Consider the following 25,394-nt stretch of genomic DNA (forward strand, 5'->3'; position numbering starts at 1 on the left):
TTTCTGCGTTTCAATGCTTCTGCAATATCCTGGATAAAAGGCTTCCATCATCATACTTTTGGAGCATATTCATCGTCCAGAAAAGAGACGTTATAACTTATATTATCCGTAAAATATCTCGGTATCTACTTGTACGTATCGTAACATAAGGCAAAAAAGGATACACTTCTGCACTTGTAACGTATTTGTAACATAATTTCTGTTTTGTAGTAACTGTTTAGCCCCTTTATACAAGAAAAACAGAGAAACCGAAAAAAGAAGAGCGCATGATATCCATGGCTCTTCTTTTTTTGATGTTTTTAAGTTAGTTACAGGTTTACATACCGAGTGCTTAATCGGGGGCCTGAACTCATTTTAAAAATCGTGCACAGTGACACACAGCTGAATCGCAATGCCAAATGGGTCCCGTACAATACCGTATCCTAGGCTGAATTCATTTTGTTCATACGGCACCAGTACCTTCACACCCTCATGTTGCATCAGAGAATGATACAGTTGATCGATTGTATCTTTGTCCTTGGATTGAATACATAGTGACGTGCTGTTCCCCAGCTGCCATGCTCTCTCCGTGTCCATTGCTTCTTCTGCAATCATGACTTTGTTAACCCCAATCTCCAGCACCGAATGTGTAATATACTCATCTTGACCGGCAGGGTACTCGAAGCCCGGGTTCATCTCCTTCATCTCTTTATAACTTTTCTTGAATATCACCTTGGCGCCCAGAAACTCCTCATAAAAAGCAATGGCTGCCGCCGCATCCCCGTTCATCGACAAAAATGGTATCACTTCAAAATTCATTATATTGCCTCCTTGTTCCTATTGGATTACACTTATCACTATAACAACGAAAGGTGCCAATCCATGGCACCATTAAGAGGTTTGATATGAAAAAATCAGAACGTATGAACCAGATGCTGCGCTTCATTAATCAAAAACAACAGTTCACCCTGCAAGATCTCATGCAGGAGTTCCAGATCTCCAAACGAACTGCGTTAAGAGATATCGCTTCATTGGAAGAGTTAGGTGCGCCCATCTATGTCGAATATGGACGCTACGGCGGATATCGACTGTTGCAACAGATGCAACTGCCTCCCATTTCGTTTAATACGGGTGAGCTTCATGCCCTTTATTTTGCGATGCAGGCTCTCCGCAGCTTCTCCAGCTTACCCTTTCAAGTCTCTTTCCGTACCATTCATGAGAAATTTATGAGCGCGTTATCCGACAAGCAGCGACAGGATATTGAGAACATCCAACACCGGGTTTACTTCCAACATACCGAGCAGATCCGCGATAGTGCACATTTGGAGTTTCTGTTGATGGCTGCTGTGCAGAATATAGTGATTCAGATTACGTACGTTAGTCAGCGTAGATCCTCTGATCAAAGGTTATCTTCTGCAAACACCAATATCCGCACCATTCAACCCATCGCGCTCTATGCCAGGAAAGGCTATTGGTATTGTCAGGCCTATGATCTGCATAAACAAGCTTATCGTGTATTCCGCTGCGACCGCATCATTTCAGCCGAAACAACGGAGATTGAACCTTTAACTCATGTAAAGGAACGCTATTCACAGGATGCCCAATCCCTATTGAAACCATCGGAACAAACAATTCCATTCAAATGCCTGATTGACGAAGCCGGGATGGAGCTATTCCAGCAAGAACATTTCCCATCTATGCAGATCATCGAGAAGATGGGACACATGTATCTTGTCGGTTCGTATGAACCTCACGAGCTTGATTTCATAGTGAGATATCTTGCAGGCTATGGTAAATCGATTAAGATTATGGAGCCCATCATCTTACAGAAAGCATTAAGGCAGTACTATCTGGACTTGTTAGATCATGTATAAAGATCATATCTCTATATCCATTTTACTTTACATGCCTTTTAGCTCTGCTCCTGGCTAACTTTCAAACTTTTTTTATTGCCAATAGCCAATTGAACGATAATCTGCAACACGATGATGATAGCCAAACCATAAAATGCTTGCACGAAGCTGCCTGTTAGATCTCGGAGCCAACCAATCGCCAGCGGCCCAAGTGCTCCAAGAATGTAACCACCAGATTGAGTCATAGCGGACCAGCTGCTAGCTTCCTGAGCATTGTTTGTCTCATCAATCGGCAACATGAGTGCAATCGGGAACAGTCCACCTGCACCAATACCGAGCGGGATCGCCGCGAGCCACGGACTGACAGAGAGATTCAGCATCAGGACACCTATTAACTCCAACATCGCACAACCAACAAGCCAGAAGACACGCCTTTGGTATCGGTGTACAAGCATGGGAATGAATAACGTTGAGGGCAGTGATATCAATGTAAATAACGTTTGGATGTTGCCAGCAGTCTCTTGGCTATATCCATGGCTTTGAATGGCTGGCGCAAGCCACGCGGTTAATGAATAGAAGATCGCGGCCATCAGTCCAAAGAACAGTGTCAGCACCCATGCACGCCTGTTCTTCACCGGAAGTGGTGCATGAATGAGAGCCGAAGTTTGTCCGGATTGTCTCTTTGTACGCGCAGACCAAGCTAATTTTAACCAGATCGGCAATGCAATGGCTGCGAGTAATGCCCATGTAGCCAAAGAACCTCTCCAAGATCCACCCAACATCTGCTGAAGCGGAACCGATAATCCCACACTAATGCTGGCCCCCATCACCATTGCTGTAGAGTAGATGCCGACCATGGCTGCCACTCGGTTAGGGAAATACTGCTTAATGAAGCTTGACAACAGCGGCCCTGCCAATGCAATCCCTACACCTGATAGAAAAGAAGTGAACATCATCAACGGAGTTGCACCTACGAACAATCGTAATCCCGTACCTATCCCGATAAGGATTAAAGCCAGCACAATGGCTCCTTCATTCCCCCACCTTCTACTTAGTCTTACAGAGAATGGAGCGAATATGCCCATACATAATACCGGTAGTGTAGTTAACAGACTGGCGGTCATGCCACTCAAACCCAGATCATTCTGTATGGTACTCATCAGAGGAGAAATGGAAGTAATCGGCGGTCTTAAGTTCAGTGAAGCCAGAATAAGCGCCAATACAATATAAAAAAGTTTCATTATGGATCACCTCATGGTAGTAGTATCGTTGCCTTCACCAAAGATCCCATTTGTTAATGACAAGATCTTCGGGTGGTGCACGAATTAAGTATAGGATCATTATAATGATTGAACAATACTATTGTTTCTATTAAAATGATTACTAAAACCAATGATTAGAGGTGAATTCATGGAGATTCGTCAGATGGAAAATTTTATTACAGTGTGTGAGGAGCTTCATTTTACACGGGCAGCGGAGAAACTTGGCATATCTCAACCTACGTTGAGTCAACAGATACGTGGATTGGAGGATGAACTTGGTGTTCCTTTGTTTGACCGTGTCGGCAAAAAGATTGTGATGACCCAGGCAGGCACTCTGTTTCTGGAGCACTGTGTACAGATGATCCGGCATTTACAGAATACCCAAGATGCGTTGGCTGAATTTCGGAATGATCAGCGGGGACGATTGGTGATTGGTGTTCTTCCATCCGATTTGGATTACCGTATCACTCCGCTGCTCGTAGATTTTCATGCCCGATTCCCCAAAGTGCAATTGAAAGTTATCTCTTCGATCTATGTCGTAAATCAAGTGTTGGAAAATGCAGTCGACATCGGCATCGAGATCACGTCTGCCCCTGATAGACGGCTTGTACGCATTCCTTTGTGCAGTGAAGAATATGTACTCGTCGTTTCCGAGAATCATGATTGGGCTGAACGAAGCACAATTGAAATTCAGGAGCTGCGTGATATCCAAACGGTGATGTTTCCCGAAGGATTTACGGGCAGAGAATTGGTCGATGGCTATTGCCGTAAATATGGATTCACCCTAAATACCATCATGGAGACCAGTTCTGCAACCTCCATCATTAGCTTGGTCAAAGCCAACGTCGGAGGAACACTGCTGCCTTATCCTCTGATCAAAGCCATGAATGAGCCCACGCTACGTTGCATCCGAATTACAGACGATCCGCCCTACCGGCACTTTGAGATCATCCATCGGTCCGACCGTTACCTGACGCAATCGGCCAAGGCATTTATTGAGAAAACAATCGAGTATTTCAATCAAAGGTGAGATTAAAAGGAGGATATTGAAATGATAATAAGAGAAGTTGGTTTGTTGACACATCAGGTCGAGGCCATAAAAGAGTTTTACGGTACACTGCTGGAACTGGATCTTGTGGAGGATAATACAACATGCGTTTCATTCCGTGCGGGGAACTCGGTCCTATCTTTCAAGAAGGCGCCGGAACAAGAGAAGCCCTACTATCATGTAGCATTTACGATTCCAACAAATAAACTTGCTGATGCAAAAAGGTGGGCTCAAGACCGTAACATTCCATTGCTTTCGAAAGATGGACAGGATGAATTTTATTTCCCTTACTGGGATGCAACAGCCTTCTATTTCTATGATCCAAGCGGCAACTTGATGGAATTTATCGCTCACCATTCACTCGATAACGCAGTTGATGAAGCTTTCGAAGCGAAGCATCTGTTATGTATTAGTGAAATCGGTCTGCCTGTCGATGACGTTCCTGAGACGATGAGCACATTGAATAGGCATTATCAACTTGAACCATTTGCCGGAGACGGAAAACAATTCTCCCCCACGGGTGATGCAGAAGGCTTGTTTATTGTCTTTGATAAACAAATGCCCTGGTTCCCAGACGGGCGTATGCCTGGTGTATTTGCCACGGAGGTAAAAGTTGAAACTGGGCAGCCAGGTAGTCTGCGTATACAGGACGATATGTACTCGATTGAATCGATATGATGTAAGAACGTACTGAATGAAAACCTATAGAGGGACTTCCGGCTTAATACTTACCAAAACCATCCTCACACGTGATATCCGATTTAAGAATTTCGTACAGATTTTGTTTGGAATTCTCTAATTTATTTTGTGTTTCTTCAATTTCTGATATTTTCGCTTGGATAATGATTGCTTGATCATTACTTGAAAACCCATGTTTAGAGATCATAGATTGGATCTCATGGATCGTAAAACCAACAGCTAAACATTGTTTGACCACTTCCAGATGCTGAATAATGCTCTGCGCATATATTCGATAGTTATTATGATCTCTCAGCATATGTTCATCCGGGATAATACCTATTTTCTCGTAGTAACGAATCGTGGATATCGGAAGGTTTACATGGTTCGCTACTTCACTAATCTTCATATGGATTTCCCCCGTTTCTTCTTCTTGCTATAAAGTATACTTCATAGTTTACAATCCTCATAGTGAGACAGATGGAGATATAATTTATACCCTACTCTCACCAATATAGATATGAGGAGAGATTTCAATATGAACACAATTACCGGTCAATTTAACAAAACAAATGATTTTGATACCATCGTCTTGGAGCGCCATTCCGTTAAAGCCTACGACCCTGAAGTGAAGATCAGCCGCGAGGAGATGACCGAAATACTGGCGAAAGCTTCACGTGCCCCTTCGGCCATTAACATGCAACCTTGGCGTTTTCTTGTTATCGACAGTGCTGAAGGCAAAGAGAAGCTTGCACCACTGGCCTCTTTTAACCAGACACAGGCACTAACGTCTTCCGCTGTCATTGCCGTGTTTTACGATGCCAACAACGTTGAATACATGGAAGAGATTTTCAGCAAATCAGTGGAACTTGGGTACATGCCCCAAGACATCATGGATATGCAGATGCAGCAGGTAAAACCTTATTATGCGAACATAAACGCATCCGAATTGCGTGATATGAACCTCATTGACTCAGGCCTCATATCCATGCAACTCATGCTCGTTGCCCGTGCTCATGGTTATGATACCAACCCTATGGCCGGTTATGACAAAGGTCAGATCGCCGAAGCGTTCGGCCTGGATAAAGAACGGTTCCAGCCCGTCATGTTGATCTCCATAGGGAAAGCAGCCAAAGAAGGCTATCCTTCCTATCGTCTCCCGGTTGAAACGATTACAACTTGGGCATAATCAACAGCTACTCTCAATGAAGTAATATCTCTTGTATTAAATAGTTAAGTGAATATAACAACTATAAGTAAATACTAAGTCTGAAAAATAGATAAAAATTACTGTGCATTCCATAATACCAGAGTACTCATCCTATATCAGTTAAAGGCTTTCATTATAATAGCCTCATACTGATTTGGACATAGGAACATTAATTATACGTTCATAAACAAAGGGTCCTGATGACAACTGTCATCAGGACCCTTTGTTACATAACTTAAATACTTTTGTCAGGTGATAAAAAGTCGTGAAACCACCACAGATTACCACAAAAAGAAAATTACGACTTCCTCAATATACCGAATGTCGCATATAACGTGCTTAAATGATCCATTTTCACCCAAGCCGGGTAAGGGATTAGAAAATAATATCAATAACCTCTAGCTCATCTTGCTCCTGTTCAGTTTGGCCATTCAGGGAAATATCCTTTAACATTACCGAAGGCTGTTCGGCAATTTGGTTGATGATCACGAGCAGGTCTTGAGCGAAATTGTCGATCAGATTGCGCGTAAACAACTTCGTCGCATATTCAAACTGCCCGTTCATTCCCTCATCCAAGAGCGAAATGACCAAGGTAAGGTCAAATTGGGAAACCGCATGCGTTTCCGGATAAGATTCGATCTGGATTTCCCCGAAGCTTTGAACGTTATCTTCCTTCGTTTCCAGTGTAAACATGACATCGAATACAGGATTGCGACTTTGATCGCGCGGCACCTGCAGCTTTTTCACAAGTTCTTCAAACGGATAATCCTGGTGGTCGTAGGCCCCCAGCATCGTTTCTTTGACTTCGTTCAAGTAAGCGAGGAACGTCTTCTCCCCGGATGGATAATGACGAATCGCCAACGTGTTGACAAACATTCCGATGAGCGGCTCCAGGTCGGCATGTGTGCGGCCCGAAACCGGTGTGCCTACAATGAAGTCTTCTTGTCCCGAGTACTTGCTGAGCAGGATTGAATAGGCCGCCGATAACACCATATATAGGGTAGCACCATTCTCATCGGCAATGCGTTGCAAGCTGTCGGTCATCTGCTTGTCGATACTGAAAGGCAGCACATCTCCCTCAAAGCTGCGAGTGGCAGGTCTGACAAAGTCCGTAGGCAACTCAAGCGTTGGCAGTTCACCTTCCAGCATGTCCAGCCAGTAGGCTTCCTGGTGTTTCAGCCGTTCTTTTACAGGTTCGGACTGCTGCCAAGCGGCGAATTCCTTGTATTGAATCCGAAGCGGTTTCAGCGTTTCACCGTTATACAGGCGCAGCAGTTCTTCGATGAAGATACCCATCGACATGCCATCCGTGACGATATGATGGATGTCCAGCATAAGCAGATGACGTTCCGCTTCCCATTCAACTAAGCCCACACGCAGCAGCGGCGGCCGCTCCAAATCAAAGACACGTACAAAGGCATCCGCAATGCTTTTCGTTTCACTTTCCGTCGCTTTTGTATACTCGATGGCAAACTCCAAGTCCGAATAAACCCGTTGTACCGGTTCGCCGTCAACCATTTCGAAGCCAGTTCGCAAAACTTCATGACGAGCGATTAATCCTTGGAGCGCCGCCTCGAATTGATTCCGCTCCAAGCGCCCGACGAGAACCGTCATGCCGGACATATTGTAGCTAAGCTCGGCGCCTTCCATCTGCTGCTGGATGTACAGCCGTTTTTGCACGGAGGAAAGCGGATAATACTCCCTTTTATCCAGAACCGGAATGGAGAGGAATTCCTGCTGCTCCAATCGGCTAATCACTTCAGCCATCGCTTCAATAGTCGAGTACCGGAATACATCGCGCAGCGGCAGGTCCACGTGCAGCTCTTTGTGCACCTTGCTGACCAGCGTTGTCGCCCGCAGCGAGTGACCACCGAGGTCGAAGAAGTTGTCCGTCACACCAATCGTAACTGACCCGAGCACGTCCTGCCAGATAGAGACCAGTTTCGCCTCCAGATCGGTGCGCGGCGCCACGTATTCGCGCCCTGCACTTACTCCCTCTTCCGGTGCTGGCAGAGCTTTCCGGTCGATTTTCCCGTTTGGTGTCAGAGGTAAATGCTCCAGCTCCACGAAGTACGACGGGATCATGTAACCCGGCAGCTCGCTGGAGATTGCTCGTTTCAGGTCGGCCGCCGTCAGTTCGATATCCGTTGTGTAGTAGGCGCACAGCGCCTTTTGCCCATTCTCATCACTTCGAACCAGCACCACCGCTTCGCGTATACCTACCACCCGCAACAGCTGTGACTCGATCTCACCCGTCTCTATCCGGTACCCCCGGATTTTCGCCTGATTGTCGATCCGCCCGCTGAAGTCCACGTTGCCGTCCTCCATCCACCGCGCCAAATCTCCCGTGCGATACAACCGCTCACCCGCGTTGAAGGGACTGTATACAAACTTCTCTTCCGTCAGCTCTGGACGGTTCAAGTATCCGCGCGCCACACCGACTCCGCCGATAACCAATTCGCCCAGCACCCCGACCGGCACCGGGTTAAGATGTGCGTCCACGATGTAGAACTTCGCATTTAACCACGCTTTGCCAATCGGCACATGGCCTGTCTGCGGCAGTTTCTCCAACTCCTCGTCATAGAAACTGGAGTCGATTGCCGCTTCCGTTACGCCGTAAGCGTTAATAATGCGGAATGACGGGCCGAACCGTTCCTGCAAGGTACGGTAATCTGCCACACTGCAGCTGTCCGAGCTAGTGATCAACAGCTCCATACCGCTCAACTCCAACCCCTGCTCATGCACGTACTCCATAAACGGCACGATCAGTGCTGGTGTTGATTCAAAGATTGACACTTGCTCCCGCTCTATCCAGTAATGCAGACGAGACGGATCGATCCGGTCGTCCTTCGGTACAATGACCATGGTACCGCCGTTGTACAGTGTCCGCGCAATGTCACCCACGAACACGTCAAACGAGAAGCTTGCGAGTTGCAGTAGCCGCACCGGGAACTGATCCAACTGGTATTCCCGTTGGTAACCCGCCGCCGTGTTCACCAAGCTTCGGTGCTCGATCATCACGCCTTTTGGCTTGCCCGTCGTTCCCGATGTATAGATGACGTACGCCAGATCCTCCGGACGGGCTTCATGGAAGCTGTCCCTGTCCATACCGACAACATCAACATCATTTGGATGACTCTCGCCAACACCGTTCACAGCCCCCGTTAGCTTGCCGGGGGCTATACCGGAAACCGTACCAGTGCCCAACGGGGCATTTGCCCGATCTTCGCTGTACGACGCTTCATCGTCGAGATACAGCACCTTCGCCAGTGCCAGCTCCTCTTCGCTGAGCCAGGCTTCGGCACGCTCTCGCAGCGGCGTTTGCGCCAGCAGCACCTTCGCTCCGCTGTCTTCCAGCATGAACCGCACACGGTCCGCCGGATAATCCGGGTCAAGCGGTATATACGCCCCTCCCGCTTTCCAGACGGCCATCACAGCCACCAGCAGGTCCACCGAACGCTCGGCGAGAATGCCAACGATTGTCTCCCGACCAATGCCGCTTCCACGCAGCGTAGTCGCCAAGCGATTCGCCCGCTCGTTCAGCTCCGCATATGTAAGCCGATCGTTCTCGTAGACGACGGCTACCGCTTCCGGCGTGTGTTCCACCTGTTCCTCGAACAGTCGATGGAACGCTGCCACAGGAGCCACTTCCGGCTGCGCCGGGTTAAACGCGCGTACAAGTTCTTCTTTTTCCGCCGCCGTCAAAATATCCAACTCGGAAATCGTCGCTGACGGGTTGCAGAGAATGGATTCAAGCAACTGCAAGTAGTGGGCAGCCAACTTCTCCACCGTTTCGGTTTTATATAGAGCCGTGGCGTATTCAAACAGATATTCCAAGCCGTCCTCAATCTCCGTAACGTCCAAGCTGAGATCGAATTTGGACACAATTTCTTCGCTGGCATACGTCGACAAATGCAGTCCCGGAAGCTGGATTTCCACATTTTCTGTATTCTGCAAAGCAAACATCGTATCAAACAGCGGATTACGGCTTAAATCACGAGTCACGTTTACCTTATCCACCAGTTCCTCAAACGGATAATTCTGATGTTCAAAAGCACCCAGCGTTGTCTCCTTGATTTCCTTCAAGTAGTCAAGGAACGTCTTACCAGCAGCCGGGTAACTGCGGATGGCCAATGTATTAACGAACATCCCGATCAGCGGTTGAACGTCGCTGTGATTTCTGCCCGCAATCGGCGTACCAACCACCACGTCTTCCTGACCTGAATATTTATGCAGAAGCACGTTATACGCCGCAAGCAGAACCATGTAAAGCGTTGCGCCGTTTTCAGCTGCAAGCCGTTTCAGACCTTCGCTTTTCTCAATATTCATAAACAATTGCAGCGTACGGCCCTCGTAGCTCTGCATAGCCGGGCGCGGATAGTCCGTTGGCATTTCCAGAACTGGCAGTTCTCCGCTGAACATGTCAATCCAGTAGGCTTCCTGCTTGGCAAGCTGCGTTTTCTGCTCGTCCGATTGCTGCCATACTGCATAATCTTTGTACTGAATGCGGAGTGGCTTGAGCGGCTCCCCGCTGTACAAGTGCACGAACTCTTCGATCAGTACGTCCATTGAAACGCCGTCCGATACGATATGATGTGTATCGAACATCAGAATGCGCCGGTCTGGCGCCAGTTCGGCAATGCCCACCCGCAGAAGTGGCGGCTTCGCCAGATCAAACGCACGAACGAATTGGCGCACCGTTTCTTCCGCCTGTTCCCCGCTGATCTGCACATATTCCACCTGGAAGGTGACTTCTTCGTAAATCCGCTGAACCGCTTCGCCTTCAACCATCTCAAAGCCGGTACGCAGCGTTTCATGACGAGCTACTAGCCCGCGGAACGCTTCTTCAAACCGCTGCCGGTTGAGCTGCCCTTCGAGCAGCATAGCTCCCGGTATATTGTAGCTCAGCTCGCCTCCTTCCAGCTGGTTCAAGATATAGAGACGTTTCTGCGCAGAAGAGAGCGGATAGTACTCGCTAGGTTCCGCAGCCGGAATAGCCATAAACGAGCCGATCTCCAAATGCTCCATAGCCACAGCCATTTCCTCAACTGTCGAGTAGCGGAATACGTCGCGAAGCGGGAATTGGGCGCCCAGCTCCTTATGCATTTTGCTGACAAGTGTTGTCGCCCGCAGGGAGTGTCCTCCGAGGTCGAAGAAGTTGTCCATTACGCCTACCGCCTTATCCCGAACAAGTACCTCCTGCCAAATGGCGGCCAGCTTCGCCTCCATTTCGGTGCGCGGCGCCACGTATTCGCGGCCTCCCCCTTCCGGCGCTGGCAGCGCCTTCCGGTCAATTTTCCCATTCGGAGTTAGAGGCAATTGCTTCAATTCGACGAAATACGACGGAATCATGTATCCTGGTAGCTCACTGGAGATCGCCCGTTTCAAATCTGCCGCCGTCAAGCCTTCTTCCACTGTATAATAAGCGCACAACGCTTTCTGCCCCTCTTGATCTTCCCTGACAACAACGACCGCTTCCTTCACGCCACCTACACTCAGCAGCTCTGCTTCGACTTCGCCCGTCTCGATCCGGTACCCCCGGATTTTAGCCTGATTGTCGATCCGGCCGATGAAGTCCACGTTGCCGTCCTCCGTCCACCGCGCCAAATCTCCCGTGCGATACAACCGCTCACCAGCGGTGAAAGGACTGTCTACGAACTTCTCTTCCGTCAGCTCTGGACGGTTCAAGTAACCGCGCGCCACACCGACTCCGCCGATAACCAATTCGCCCAGCACCCCGACTGGAACAGGATTCAGATGTGCATCCACGATGTAGAACTTCGCATTCAACCACGCTTTGCCAATCGGCACATGCCCTGTCTGAGGAAGTCTCGACAACTCCTCGTCATAGAAACTGGAGTCAATTGCCGCTTCCGTCACACCGTAGGCGTTAATAATGCGGAACGACGAGCCAAACCGTTCCTGTAAGGTCCGGTAATCTGCCACACTGCAGCTGTCCGAGCTAGTGATCAACAGCTCCATACCACTTAACTCCACCCCCTGCTCATGCACGTACTCCATAAACGGCACGATCAGCGCGGGCGTCGATTCAAAAGTCGTCACTTGCTCCCGCTCTATCCAGTAGTGCAGACGAGACGGATCAATCCGATCGTCCTTCGGTACAATGACCATGGTCCCTCCGTTGTACAGCGTTCGCGCAATGTCGCCCACGAACACGTCAAACGAGAAGCTTGCGAGTTGCAGCAGTCGCACCGGGAACTGATCCAACCGGTATTCCCGTCGGTAGCCTGCTGCCGTGTTCACCAGGCTGCGGTGCTCGATCATCACACCCTTGGGCTTGCCCGTCGTTCCGGACGTGTAGATCACATACGCCAAATCCTCCGGGCAAGCTTCATGGAAGCTGTCCATACCGACAACATCAACATCATTTGGATGACTCTCGTCACCACCGTTCACAGCCCCCGTTAGCTTGCCGGGGTCTATACCGGAAACCGTACCAGTGCCCATCGGGGCATTTGCCCGAACTTCGCTGTATGACGTTTCGTCGTCGAGGTACAGCACCTTCGCCAGTACCAGCTCCTCTTCGCCAAGCCAGGCTTCGGCACGCTCTCGCAGCGGCGTTTGCGTCAGCAGCACCTTCGCTCCGCTGTCTTCCAGCATGAACCGCACACGGTCCGCCGGATAATCCGGGTCAAGCGGTACATAAGCCCCTCCCGCTTTCCAGATGGCCAGCACAGCCACCAGCAGGTCCACCGAACGCTCGGCGAGAATGCCAACGATTGTCTCCCGACCGATGCCGCTTGCACGCAGCGTTGCTGACAGGCGGTTCGCCCGCTCATTCAACTCCGCATACGTCAGCCGATCGTTCTCGTAGACAACGGCTTCCTCTTCCGGTGTGCGTTCCGCCTGTTGCTCGAACAGGCGATGGAAGGCGGCTACAGGAGCCACTTCCTGCTGCACCGGATTAAACACGCCGACAATTTCTTCTTTTTCCGCCGCCGTCAGAAGCTCTAACTCATTTACACGAACATTCGGGTTAGCCGCAACCTGCTCCAATGCACGGGCAAAATGACCGTGGATCTGCCTGATGTCTTGCTCTCTGAACGTCAGTGCATTGTACGTAAACCGCAGCAAAATATGCTCTTCCGGAATGACGGTAATGTCCAGATCATAGTTCGTTTGTTCCGGCGATTGGATATTAGCGATTTTCAGCGCATCTTGGCCTCCGCCGACAACTTGCTCAATCTGTTCTTCCATCGGATAATTTTCAAAGACCATAATATGGTTGATCAAGTCACGCTTTTGCTCGCTCAGCGACTGAATTTCGAACAGCGGGAACGTTTCGTAAGCTCCCGATGCCAGCGCTTGATCCTGGGTTTTTCTCAAAATATCGGCTACCGTCTCCTCGGCTTTACCTTGAATACGGACCGGAATCGTATTAATAAACAGGCCAATCATGCTTTCGATGCCCGGAATCTCCGCCGGACGCCCGGATACAACGGAGCCGAACACAACATCCTCGCTGTTGTTGTATATCTGTAAGACCAGTCCCCATACAGTCTGCATAAACGTGTTGAGTGTCACCTGTTGCTGGCGCGCCACACGCTCAATTTGCTCAGTCAGTCCCTTGCTGAGTTCCACATCGATTTCAGCCATTTCAAAAGCATGCTGTTTCAGCTGCGTTCTCTCCTGCGGCAGCCTGGTCTGCTGATCGTAACCCGCCAAATACTCCGACCAGTAACCCGAAGCTTTTGCTACATCTTGAGCTTCCAGCCATTCGATATACCGGGAGTATGAGGTAACCGGAGGAAGCTCTAACGATCGCTTCTCCTGAAAAGCAAAGTAAGTGTCGAACACTTCCTTGATCATGAAGGACATACACCAGCCATCCATCAAAATGTGATGATGACTCCAGATCACATGGTAGGCCTCGTCGCCTGTGCGCAAAACGGTCACACGCATAAGAGAGTCTTGAGCCAAATCAAACTTGTTCGCTTTATCCGCGCTGACAAAATGGGCTATCGTTTTCTCCGGGTGTTCATCTCTTGCCGAGCGAAGATCTTCAAAGTACACTTCACATTTCCGCTCGCGGAATACCACTTGAATCGGCTCGTCTCTCCAGCCGGTAATAAAGTTGGTCCGCAGCGCCTCATTTCGCTGTACCAGCGTATCCAATCCCCGGGTGAAGGCTTCCACATTCAGGCTTCCATACAGATCGAAGGTTACCTGTTCGAAGTAAGCTTCCGAATCGGCATCCAGCAGGCTGTGGAACAACATCCCTTTTTGCAGTGGAGTCAGGGTGTATACATTCTCCAGTTCGCCGAGTGCCGCCGTATGTTCGGACAGCCGCTCCAGTTCCTCCACCGTCACATCTTGAAGCAGTACGTCACTAGGCGTAAGCTCCGGCCGCTCTTTCGATACGCAATGGCTGATGACCTCACGCAAACTCGATTGAAGCAGAGAGCCCAGGCGCTCAACCGTCTCCCGTTGATACTGGGTTTCCCCATAACGGATCGTGAGTTCCAACACGCCTTCCGACACCATACCGTTGATATCGAGGACATAATCCATCACAGCATTCGGACTTGAATCGGAGCCCGGACTGAACGGAGACGGCTGCGAGCCACTGCTTTCGTAATCCTGGTCGAACTGGCCCAGATAGTTAAAACTGATCTCCGGCTCCAAAACAAAGCTCTCTCCGGCACGCGGCGCCGACAAATAACGCAGGATGCCATAGCCGATCCCTTTGTTCGGAATGCGACGCAAGTTTTCTTTCACCTGTTTCACCTGATGACCGAGTGCCTGAACGTTACCTGGCTCCAGAACAACAGGGAATTGGCTTGTAAACCAGCCTACCGTGCGCGTAATGTCCACATCTGGCAAAAGTTCTTCCCGGCCGTGGCCTTCGAGATTCACCAGCACGCGTTCCTGACCGCTCCAAGCTTGTACTGAGAGGCCCAGCGCGGCAAGCAGCAAATCGTTCATTTCCGTATGGTAAGCACGGTGAGCCTGCTTAAGCAATTGTTCGGTTTCGTCCACTGTCCATCGAACGGTTACGAGCCCGCTGTCCTTCAGCTTGGATCTACCTTGTCCATAATCTTTTGGAAGCGGCTCATAGGCCAATTGCTCGATACACTGCCAATACGCTCTCTCGCTTTCCATCGCGGACCCGTTCGCATAATCAGCGAGCTGTTTCGCCCACGTTTGGAATGAATCCGTTTTGAGCGGCAGACGGATCAGCTGCCCTTGCAGCGCCTGCTCATAGGCGGCAGCAAAATCCTCAAGCAGAATCCGCCAGGATACGCCGTCTACAACCAAGTGATGGATCGCGATGAGCAGATGGTCGCCATCATCACAGCGGAACAAACCAAGCTTCACCAGCGGACCGTTTTCCAGATCGATGCTTGCTTGAATGTCATTTGCCTTAACCTCTACCGCTTCTTTCACGTCACGGACTGCCTTGAAATCGACAACTTCCAGATCGAACAGCACTTCATTCTCCCCAGCGCCTCGATTCCAAGCGTTATAACCATTCTCGGTTTGACGATAAACCGTACGAAGAGCATCGTGATGCACGATAAGCTGACGCACTGCTTGACGTAAAGCTTTTTCATCAAAGCCTTGCTTGGAGAACTGCATGAACGCCTGATTACTGTGATGTACATCGGCCGAATTTTGTTCAAAGAACCAGAGCTGAATCGGGGTCAGGATAACCTCTCCCGTCACTTCGGCCTGGCTTGCCGTTCTCTCCGCTGTTTGCAACCGCAAACTAAGGGCGGAAATCGTCGGGTAATGGAACAAATCTTTCATGACCAGCTTGTACCCCGTTTGCAAAAGACGAGAAGATACCTGTAAAGCTTTAATTGAATCTCCACCAAGCGCAAAGAAATTATCCATGGTGCCAACCTGATCCACGCCTAACACTGACTGCCAGACCAACGCGAGTGCTTTCTCGGCAGGAGTACGCGGCGCCGTGTATGCAGCCTCGGCACGAATGCTTCCTTCCGGCACAGGCAACGCTTTACGGTCGATCTTGCCGTTCGGTGTAAGCGGTAGTTGATCCAGACGCATGATTCGTGAAGGCACCATATGAGAAGGCAGTACGGCGTCCAGATGGGCCACAAGCCCTTCCAGATCGAAGCTGGAATCCACTACGACATACCCGCACAAATATTTCTGCCCCCGCTCGTCCGTCCGGTCGATGACAAGCGCTTGACGCACCTCGGCAACATTTTTCATGGCCGCTTCAATTTCACCAAGCTCGATCCGATAACCGCGAATTTTTACCTGATTGTCGATTCGGCCGATGAAATCTACGTTGCCGTCAGGCATCCAGCGTGCCAGATCACCGGTCCGGTACAACCGCTCCCCAGCGATGAACGGGCTATCTACGAATTTCTCCACCGTTAAATCCGGGCGGTTCAAGTAACCGCGGGCCACACCCGCTCCGCCGATAACCAGCTCGCCTTGCACTCCGATCGGCACCGGCTTCAGATTTGCATCCACGATGTAGAATCTGGCGTTAAGCCACGCTTTCCCGATTGGCACGCTGCCAGTCTTCGGCAGCTTCTCCAGAGGCTCATCATAGAAGCTGGAGTCAATCGCCGCTTCTGTTACGCCGTAGCTGTTAATAATACGGAACTGTGAGCCAAAGCGCTCCTGCAAGGTGCGGTAATCCGCTACGCTGCAAGCGTCCGAGCTTGTGATTAGCAGCTGCATCGAGCTGAGGTCCAGACCCTCGGCATACACATGCTCCATGAACGGCACGACCAGCGCAGGAGTTGATTCGAACACCGTCACGGCGTAATCACGAATCCAGCCATAGAGGCGGGTTGGATCAATCCGGTCTTCCTTCGGCACGATGACCATAGTTCCACCGTTGTACAGCGTCCGTGCAATGTCACCGACGAACACATCAAACGAGAAACTGGCAAGTTGCAGCAGCCGGATCGGGAACTGATCCAGACGGTAGTCCCGCCGGTAGCCCGCCGCCGTGTTCACCAAGCTGCGGTGTTCCACTGCCACGCCCTTCGGACGGCCCGTTGTACCGGAGGTGTAGATGACGTATGCCAGATCGCTCGGCTTGTTCACATTGGCCGGATTGGATGCGAGATCCGCCGCTTGTGTGCTCTGCTCAGCTTCTGCCGTGGCAGATGTTTCGGCAGAAGCCGTTGCCACTTGCGCCAAAACCTCCGCCTCTGCGTCCGCTTCGCCCAAAGCTTGTACGCCTACAGCCGTTTCCACCGTGCCTAGGCTGTACGCCGAGGCGTCATCAAGTGCAATCACCGTTTGCAGCGTTAAAGCTCCGTCGCTGCGCCAAGCTTCCACCTGCTCCAACAGGCAGGTCTGCGTAAGCAATACCGATGCCCCGCTGTCCGCGAGCATATATTCGATCCGCTCCGCTGGATAATCGGGGTCAAGCGGTACATAAGCGCCGCCAGCTTTCCATACGGCGAGTACCCCGATCAACAGCTCGGCCGAACGGCCGGCCAGAATGCCGACCACCTGTTCCGGCTTCACCCCGCGTGCCCGCAGTACATACGCCAGACGATTTGCTTTGGCGTTCAGCTCCGCATATGTCAGCTTGCTGTCTTCATATACAACCGCCAGCGCTCCCGGAGTGCGTTCCGCCTGCTCCTCGAACAGCTCGTGGAATATTCTCTCTCTCCACGACCCATCCGCTTCCAAACCCGTACCCTCTGTAACGGATTGCTTTGCAAGAGCCGAAGAAGACACGTCAAACCCGACCATTAAATTATCCTTTTCGCTGTCCGTCAATATATCCAAATCCGAAATCCGCGCACCCGGTTGAGCCAGGATCGACGCCAAAAGCTGCTCGTAATGACCCGCCAGCCGCACCATCGTGTCCTGTCTAAACAACGAGGTAGCGTACTCGATCTTGCAAACCAACTCGTTACCCTCTTCCACGATATCCAAGCTAAGATCAAACTTCGCCGTCTTTTCCTCGATGTCAAACAGTGACCATTGCAAGCCTTCAAGAGTTAAATCCAGGCTTTCGTGCTTTTGCAATGAAAACATGGTGTCAAACAGCGGATTCCGGCTTAAATCCCGGCTCACCTGAAGAGCTTCTACCAGCTCCTCAAACGGATAGTCCTGGTGCTCGTAGGCTCCAAGCGTCCTTTCCTTCACTTCCTGCAAGTAATCCATGAACGTCCGCTCTGCCGTCGGACCCAAGCGAAGGGCCAGCGTATTGACAAACATACCGATAATTGGCTGCACGTCGGCGTGAGAACGAGCGGCAATCGGAGTGCCTACTACTATATCTTCCTGTCCCGCGTATTTATGAAGCAATACGGAGTACGCAGCCAGCAGAAGCATGTACAACGTTGCCCCCGAATCGCTGGCAAGCTGTTTGAGAGCTTCGCCTTTCTCCGCATCAAGCGTAAACGTGAGCGTTTGACCGTCAAACTGCTGAACGGCTGGACGCGAGTAGTCAAGAGGCAGCTCAAGAACCGGAAGCTCGGAGCTGAATACCCCGTGCCAGTATTCCTCCTGTCGTTTGATGCGTTGACGCTGTTCCTCGGATTGCTGCCAAACGGCGTAATCCTTGTATTGAATCCGCAGCTCCGGCAATTCTTCACCATTGTACAGGCGCACGAACTCGCGCAGCAGCACATCCATGGAAAGGCCGTCGGAAGCAATGTGATGCATATCCAGCGCGAGCAGGAATTTTTCTTTCTCCAATTCGATCAGCAGGGCGCGCAGTAAAGGCGGCTGGGTCAAGTCAAAAGGCTGGATGAAGCCTTCAAGAATGGCTGCAACCTGATCTTCGCTTGCTTGAATCTTCTCGACCTTGAAAGCGACGACCGGATGAATACGCTGAACCGGCTCCCCATTCACGATTTCAAAACCGGTGCGCAGCATATCGTGCCGGGCCATCAAAGTAGTCAGCACATCTTCTACTTTTGCCTCGTTCAAAGCCCCTTCCAATTGCAAGGCACTTGGGAGGTTATAATTCAGCTCCAAGCTATCCAGCTGGTGCAGGACATACAGCCTTTTTTGTGCAGAGGAAACCGGATAGTACGCTTTCTCTTCCGCTTTTGGAATTGAGCTGTGCTCTGATTCATCCAAGCTGGCAATAGCACCGGCCATCGACTCTACCGTCATATAGCGGAACACATCGCGCAGCGGAAGTTCAACGTTCATTTCCTTCCGAATCTTGCTGACAAGGTTTGTCGCCCGCAAGGAATGCCCTCCCAGTTCGAAGAAATTGTCCAAGACTCCAATGCCGGAGTAACCCAGCACTTCCTCCCAGATTTCCACAAGCCGGGACTCCGTAAGGTTACGCGGCGCTACGTATTCAACGCCCGTTTGCACGCCTTGCGGCTCCGGCAGTGCTTTGCGGTCCACTTTGCCGTTGGACGTCAGCGGCATGCGTTCCAGCTGCACGAAGTACGACGGGATCATGTATCCCGGCATTCCCTGGGCCAGCGAGGTTCTCATTTCGCTAACCGTCAGCGTCCGGTCCGCCACAAAGTAGGCAACAAGCGCCTTCTCGCCCCCGCTGTCCTGACGGGCGAGCACCACCGCTTCTTCCACACCCTCCACGTTCAGAAGCTGCGTTTCAATTTCGTCCAGCTCGATCCGGTACCCGCGGATTTTGACCTGATGGTCGATCCGGCCGAGGTATTCAATGTTGCCGTCCGGCAGCCAGGCCGCCAAGTCGCCTGAGCGATACAGTTTCTCCCCCTCCGCAAACGGAGAATCAACGAACTTTTCCGCCGTCAAATCTGGTCGATTCAGGTATCCTCTTGCCAGGCCTTCCCCGGCTACGTACATTTCGCCTGCTACACCGATCGGAACAGGACGACGGTTTTCATCCAGAACATACACGCTCAGCGTTGGGATCGGCCTGCCGATATTACTTTTCGCCGCCTCCATCTCCATCCATGTGATTTCCTTATACGTCACGTGAACCGTCGTTTCGGTAATACCGTACATATTGATCAGCTTTGTCTCCGGGTACTTCGTCTTAAAACCCTTGAGCAACAGCGGGCTGAGCGCTTCGCCGCCGAAGATGATGTTGCGAATCCGCAGATCGTACGGATGGTCCGCTAAAACCTCACGCAGCAGTTGGTAGAAATATGTTGGCGTCTGGTTCAAAATCGTGACCCGTTCGCGGCTCAGCAGTGCCAGGAACTCAGCCGGATTTTTCGCCGTAAGCGGCGGTACGATAACCAGCTTGCCTCCGTACAGCAGCGCTCCGTACATCTCCCAGACGGAGAAGTCGAAGCAGAACGAGTGGAACAACGTCCACGTATCAGACGGCCCAAAGTCGAACAGGTTCTTGTCGTTGAACAAAAGGCGCACGACGTTTTTATGCTCGATCAACGTGCCTTTTGGTTTGCCGGTCGTTCCCGATGTGTAGATGACATAAGCCAAGTTACCCGGCCCGGAAATCGGCTCCAGATTCGAAGCGTCCAGCTCACCAGCTGATTCCGCCCCGTTGTCGCCCCAAACGAAATCGTCCAATTCAAGGCGCGTTCCTACGAAGTCGGTCTTCTCATGCAAGTGCTTTTGAATCAGCAATAACGGTGCGCCCGAATCCTCAATCATGAAGCGGATGCGTTCCTCCGGGTAGTCGGGATCAACAGGCACGTAGGCTCCGCCCGCTTTGAGAATCGCCAGAATGCCGACGACCATATCAAGCGAACGTTCGGCCAGAATCGCTACCAGCTGGTCCGCTTCGACTCCCGTCTCCCGCAGCTTGCGCGCAAGCCGGTTGGACCGCTCGTTCAATTCGCGGTAGGACAACTGCCGCTCATTCATGACAGCGGCCACGTTATCCGGGTATAGCTTCGCCTGCTCTTCGAACAAGCCATGAATCGTCTGCTGCCGCGGGTAGTCTGCCTCCGAATCATTAAAACCGTGCACCAGTTCACGGATTTCCTGCTCCGTTAGCATTTCCAGCGAAGCAATATCCCCTTCGGGCGCTGTTGCGATAGTTTCGAGTAGCTTGTCGTAATGTCTGGCGAACCGCTCCGCGGTCTCCTGTTTATACAAAGCCGTAGCGTACTCCAACCGGCATTCGAGCTGACCATCCAGCTCCGAAATGTCCAGAAGCAGCTCGAACTTGGACGTTCGGTTTTCCAACGGATAAAACGATTGCTCCAGCCCCTCGATGACAATTTGCTCATTCTCCGTATTTTGCAGGGAAAAGAACGTATCAAAGAGCGGATTCCGGCCGGTCGCGCGTGGAATGTGAAGACTTTCCACCAAATCTTCAAACAAATAATTTTGGTGTTCAAAAGCCCCGAGTGTGATTTCCTTCATTTCTTCCAGATACTTAAGGTACGGCTTGGAACGCTCCGGATGGCTGCGAATGGCAAGCGTGTTGATAAACATACCTACGATTGGCTGTACTTCTTCCTGCGTTCTTCCAGCAATCGGCGTTCCCACGATCAGATCTTCCTGACCCGAATATTTATGCATAAGGATCGAGTAAGCAGACAACAGCACCATGTACAGGGTCGTGCCTGTCCGTGCAGCCAGTTCTTTCAGCTTCTCCGTCCGTTCTTTCCCAATATCAAACTTCACGGTCCGGCCGTCAAAACTTTGTACTGCAGGCCGCGGGAAGTCCGTCGGAAGTTCCAATACAGGCAGCTCGCCCGACAGCTGTTCCAGCCAGTACTCCTTCTGCGGCTGGATCAACTGCCCGTAGGCTTCGGAATGCTGCCAAACGGCATAATCTTTGTATTGAATACGCAACGGAGCCAGCTCCTCACCCCGATACAGGCGGCTGAACTCGTCGAAAAGCAGCGCTGTCGAGATGCCATCCGAGACGATATGGTGCATATCGAACAGCAGAATGTGGCGATCCTCGCCGACTTCGATCAGGCCGATGCGCAGAAGTGGCGGCTTGGTCAGATCAAACGGGTGATAGTATGCTTCCACCACTTGGTCCACTTCTTGCTCGCTCACCTGGAAATAATCTACAGCAAACTCCACCTCGTCATAGATGCACTGCACAAGCTCGCCTTGAACCTGCTCGATCCCGGTACGCAGCGTCTCATGGCGCTGAATCAACGCCCGAAACGCGTACTCTACGCGCGTGCGGTCCAGCTTGCCTTTGAGAAGAAGCGCCGCCGACATATTGTAGCTACGCTCGGCCGCGTCAAGCTGGCGCAGGACGTACAGACGCTTTTGCTCGGATGAAACCGGATAGTACTCGGCCTCTGCCGCCTTTGTAATCTCATACGTCTCCTGCTGCTTTAAACCGCTAATTCTTTGAGCAAGTTGTTCGATCGTGGTGTAGCGGAAAACGTCCCGCAACGGAACCTCGACTTGCAGCTCTTTTCGAATCTTGGAAACAAGCGCGGAGGCTCGCAAGGAATGACCACCAAGGTCAAAGAAATCGTCATGGACTCCAACTCGCGCAACACCCAGCACCTGCTGCCAAATAAGTGCAAGTCTTGTTTCCAGCGTTGTACGAGGAGCCACATACTCACGGCCCACTTCTACCTCTCCGGTCGGTTCAGGCAGCGCTTTACGGTCAACTTTTCCATTCGGTGTGAGCGGAAGCTGATCAAGAGACACCAGCCTGGCCGGAACCATATGCGCAGGCAGCTCTTGTTTCAATTGGGACAACAGATCGATCAGCTGCAAGGAAGCATCCCCCGCCACGTAACCGCACAAATACTTTTGCCCCTGCTCATCCGTACGGTCAGTCACCACAGCCTGCTTGACACCCGGGAAACTGAGCAGGGCCGATTCAATTTCGCCGAGTTCGATCCGGAACCCGCGAATTTTCACCTGATAGTCGATTCGGCCGATGAAGTCAACGTTACCGTCTTCCAGCCAGCGGGCCAAATCTCCTGTCCGATACAGACGTTCGCCAGGCACAAACGGGCTGTCTGCAAACTTCTCGGTGGTTAGGTCCGGACGGTTCCAATACCCGCGTGCCACCCCGGCGCCGCCGATGACAAGTTCACCCGGAATCCCTACAGGAACCGGCTTTAACCCGTCATCAACAATGTAAAACCGGGCGTTCAGCCAAGCTTTGCCAATCGGCACATGACCCAATGATGGCAGCTTGTCCAGCGGCTCATCGTAAAAGCTGCTGTCAATGGCCGCTTCGGTAACGCCGTAGCTGTTGATGATGCGGAATTGTCCGCCGAATCTTTCCTGCAGCAATCGATAATCGGTGACACTACAAGCATCCGAGCTGGTAATCAGCAACTGCATGGAGCTGACGTCCAGCCCTTCTTCATAAATATGCTGCATGAACGGCAGGATGAGCGCAGGTGTCGATTCAAATACCGTAATGTTTTGGTCCCGAATCCAGCCATATAAACGGTTCGGATCAATCCGGTCATCCTTTGGCACAATTACCATTGTTCCTCCGTTATACAGCGTCCGCGCAATGTCTCCAACGAACACGTCAAACGAAAAGCTTGCCAGTTGCAGCAACCGCACCGGGAACTGATCCAACCGGTACTCTCGGCGGTACGCATCCGCCGTATTCATGAGACTACCATGCTCAATCATGACACCTTTTGGGCGTCCCGTCGTACCCGAGGTGTAAATCACATAAGCCAAGTCTTGCGGGGCATTGTCAGCAGATTCATATTCCACGGCTGAGGTATCCCCGTTATACATCTGTTCATCGTCCATCGCATAGACAGCTTGAAGCTTCAGCCGGTCATCGGCCAACCAACCTCCAGCCCCCTCCAACAGATGACGCTGCGTAAGCAGCACCGATGCTTCGCTATCGCTGAGCATGTACTCAATCCGCTCCGCCGGATAATCGGGGTCCAGCGGTACATAAGCTCCGCCGGCTTTCCATACGGCGAGCACACCGACCAGCAGTTCCACCGAGCGCTCCGCCCAGATCCCCGTAATCGTCTCCCTTCCCACGCCCTGTTCACGAAGGAGCGAAGCCAGCCGCTCGGCGCGTTCGTTCAATTCGCCGTAGGTCAGCTTTTTGTCCATGTAAACAACTGCCGGGTGATCCGGAATGTCTCGGGCAAACTTTTCGACATACCGATGAAACGGAATTCCCTCTCTCAGTGCTGCCACCGGCGGGTTAAACACGCCCAGAATGCGGTGTCTCTCCTCATCGCTCAGTAGAGAAATCTCGCGTACCCGCAGTTCGGGAGTCTCAAGAAACTGGTCCAAAACAGTTACATACTGTTCCATAATGCGATCAATCTCGGCCATCTCGAACAGGCCGGTACGATAGGAAGCATGGAGAATGACATGGCCTTCATTCAGCATATGGTCGAAGCGAAGCAGTAGATCGTCCATCTCGTGCCTGGCAAAGTGAGCCTCCAGACGTACCTTGATTTCTTCGTATTCCACGATTTTCAAAGGCAGATATTCCAGAGACGTGCGGAACAGCTCCGAAAGATCGTTACGGCCGTGTTGTTCACGTAAATCCTGGATCAATTGGTTATAAGGATATTTCTGATGCCGCAGATCCGCCGTATTTTCCTTGGAAACCGTTTGGATCAAGGAAAGCACGGACCCATCTGGATTCAGACTAATCCGCGTAGCCACGGTGCTGACGAACATACCAATCGTTTCTTTTTCCTTCTTGCTGGTGCGATTGGCAAAAACCGTGCCGACCGGCACATCGGTGCTGTCGGTCAGCTTATACAATAAGGCGTACATGGCGGACAAAAATAACGTATATAAACTGACCTGATATTGTTCGCTAAAAGCCAGAATGCGGTCATACCGGGAACCATCCAACGTGATGGAACGTTTATTCGATTCGCTGCCAATTGAGAATGGCGGAACCGATTTAATGCCGCTCGTTTCAGGCAAAGTGTTGTACTTGGTCAGCCAATATTCCTTGCCTTTTTGATAACGCTGCGATTGCTCATATTCGTGCTCAGTTGAAATATAATCCAGATAGGAAGGGGCTTGGTAACTGCTGAGGATGCCTTTGCGCAGTTCCAGGTATTTTTCCATCACCGCATGCAGCAAAGCAGTGACAGACAAGCCATCGGCAATGATATGATTTACAGTCAAATTAAGCCATACTTGGCCGTTCGCAAAATGGATCATCGTAAATTGATAGAGGTGTTCGTCGAACACACTGGCCGGTTTTTCGGTTACTTCTTTCACCCAGGCATAGAATTGTTCGGTTGTACCTATTTCGAGGTGGCTTATCTGGGCTTGGACATTCTCCGGCTCTTCGAACCACTGCGTTGGATTTTGCAAATCTCCGTTAATACGGATTCGGAAAGCGTCATAGGTTTTGACAATCTCTGCGGCCGCTTGCTCAAGCAGCTTGGTGTCGATCTCGCCCGTAATCTGGTAGGTCGCGGAAAGCATCGTGATGGATGTGCCCGGATTCATAATTTCCATGAACCATATCCGGCGCTGGGCTTGCGTTAATCCATATTGCTTGTTCGTATTCTCTCTCACATCGACAC

General features: G+C 51.1%; 8 protein-coding genes. 4 read left to right on the forward strand and 4 right to left on the reverse strand.

Annotated elements, in window-relative coordinates:
- Positions 1–354: 354 nt before the first annotated feature.
- On the reverse strand, positions 355–798 hold the full coding sequence (locus ACE04G_RS19435) for a VOC family protein (RefSeq protein WP_221820600.1): 444 nt from the start codon (positions 796–798) through the stop codon (positions 355–357).
- A gap of 86 nt (positions 799–884) precedes the next feature.
- Between ACE04G_RS19435 and ACE04G_RS19440 the strand changes: the two genes are divergently transcribed.
- Positions 885–1,853: a helix-turn-helix transcriptional regulator gene (locus ACE04G_RS19440; RefSeq protein ID WP_449003998.1), complete on the forward strand. Its 969-nt coding sequence runs from the start codon at positions 885–887 to the stop codon at positions 1,851–1,853.
- A gap of 38 nt (positions 1,854–1,891) precedes the next feature.
- Here ACE04G_RS19440 and ACE04G_RS19445 read toward each other — a convergent pair whose 3' ends face one another.
- On the reverse strand, positions 1,892–3,073 hold the full coding sequence (locus tag ACE04G_RS19445) for an MFS transporter (protein WP_449003999.1): 1,182 nt from the start codon (positions 3,071–3,073) through the stop codon (positions 1,892–1,894).
- Between the two features lie 184 nt (positions 3,074–3,257).
- Here ACE04G_RS19445 and ACE04G_RS19450 point away from each other — a divergent pair, with 184 nt between their 5' ends.
- Complete coding sequence (locus ACE04G_RS19450; RefSeq protein ID WP_260632707.1) at positions 3,258–4,124, forward strand: LysR family transcriptional regulator; 867 nt, start codon at positions 3,258–3,260, stop codon at positions 4,122–4,124.
- 21 nt (positions 4,125–4,145) lie between these two features.
- Positions 4,146–4,820 (forward strand): VOC family protein, encoded by a 675-nt coding sequence (locus ACE04G_RS19455; protein WP_221820593.1) that lies wholly within the window; start codon positions 4,146–4,148, stop codon positions 4,818–4,820.
- A gap of 43 nt (positions 4,821–4,863) precedes the next feature.
- Here ACE04G_RS19455 and ACE04G_RS19460 read toward each other — a convergent pair whose 3' ends face one another.
- On the reverse strand, positions 4,864–5,229 hold the full coding sequence (locus ACE04G_RS19460) for a MerR family transcriptional regulator (RefSeq protein ID WP_221820591.1): 366 nt from the start codon (positions 5,227–5,229) through the stop codon (positions 4,864–4,866).
- Between the two features lie 129 nt (positions 5,230–5,358).
- Here ACE04G_RS19460 and ACE04G_RS19465 point away from each other — a divergent pair, with 129 nt between their 5' ends.
- Complete coding sequence (locus ACE04G_RS19465) at positions 5,359–6,009, forward strand: nitroreductase family protein (RefSeq protein WP_221820590.1); 651 nt, start codon at positions 5,359–5,361, stop codon at positions 6,007–6,009.
- Between the two features lie 396 nt (positions 6,010–6,405).
- Here the strand turns inward: ACE04G_RS19465 and ACE04G_RS19470 are convergent, their stop codons facing one another.
- Positions 6,406–25,386: a non-ribosomal peptide synthase/polyketide synthase gene (locus ACE04G_RS19470; RefSeq protein ID WP_449004000.1), complete on the reverse strand. Its 18,981-nt coding sequence runs from the start codon at positions 25,384–25,386 to the stop codon at positions 6,406–6,408.
- Positions 25,387–25,394 lie beyond the last annotated feature (8 nt).

It is taken from the genome of Paenibacillus sp. AGC31 (genome assembly GCF_057334655.1).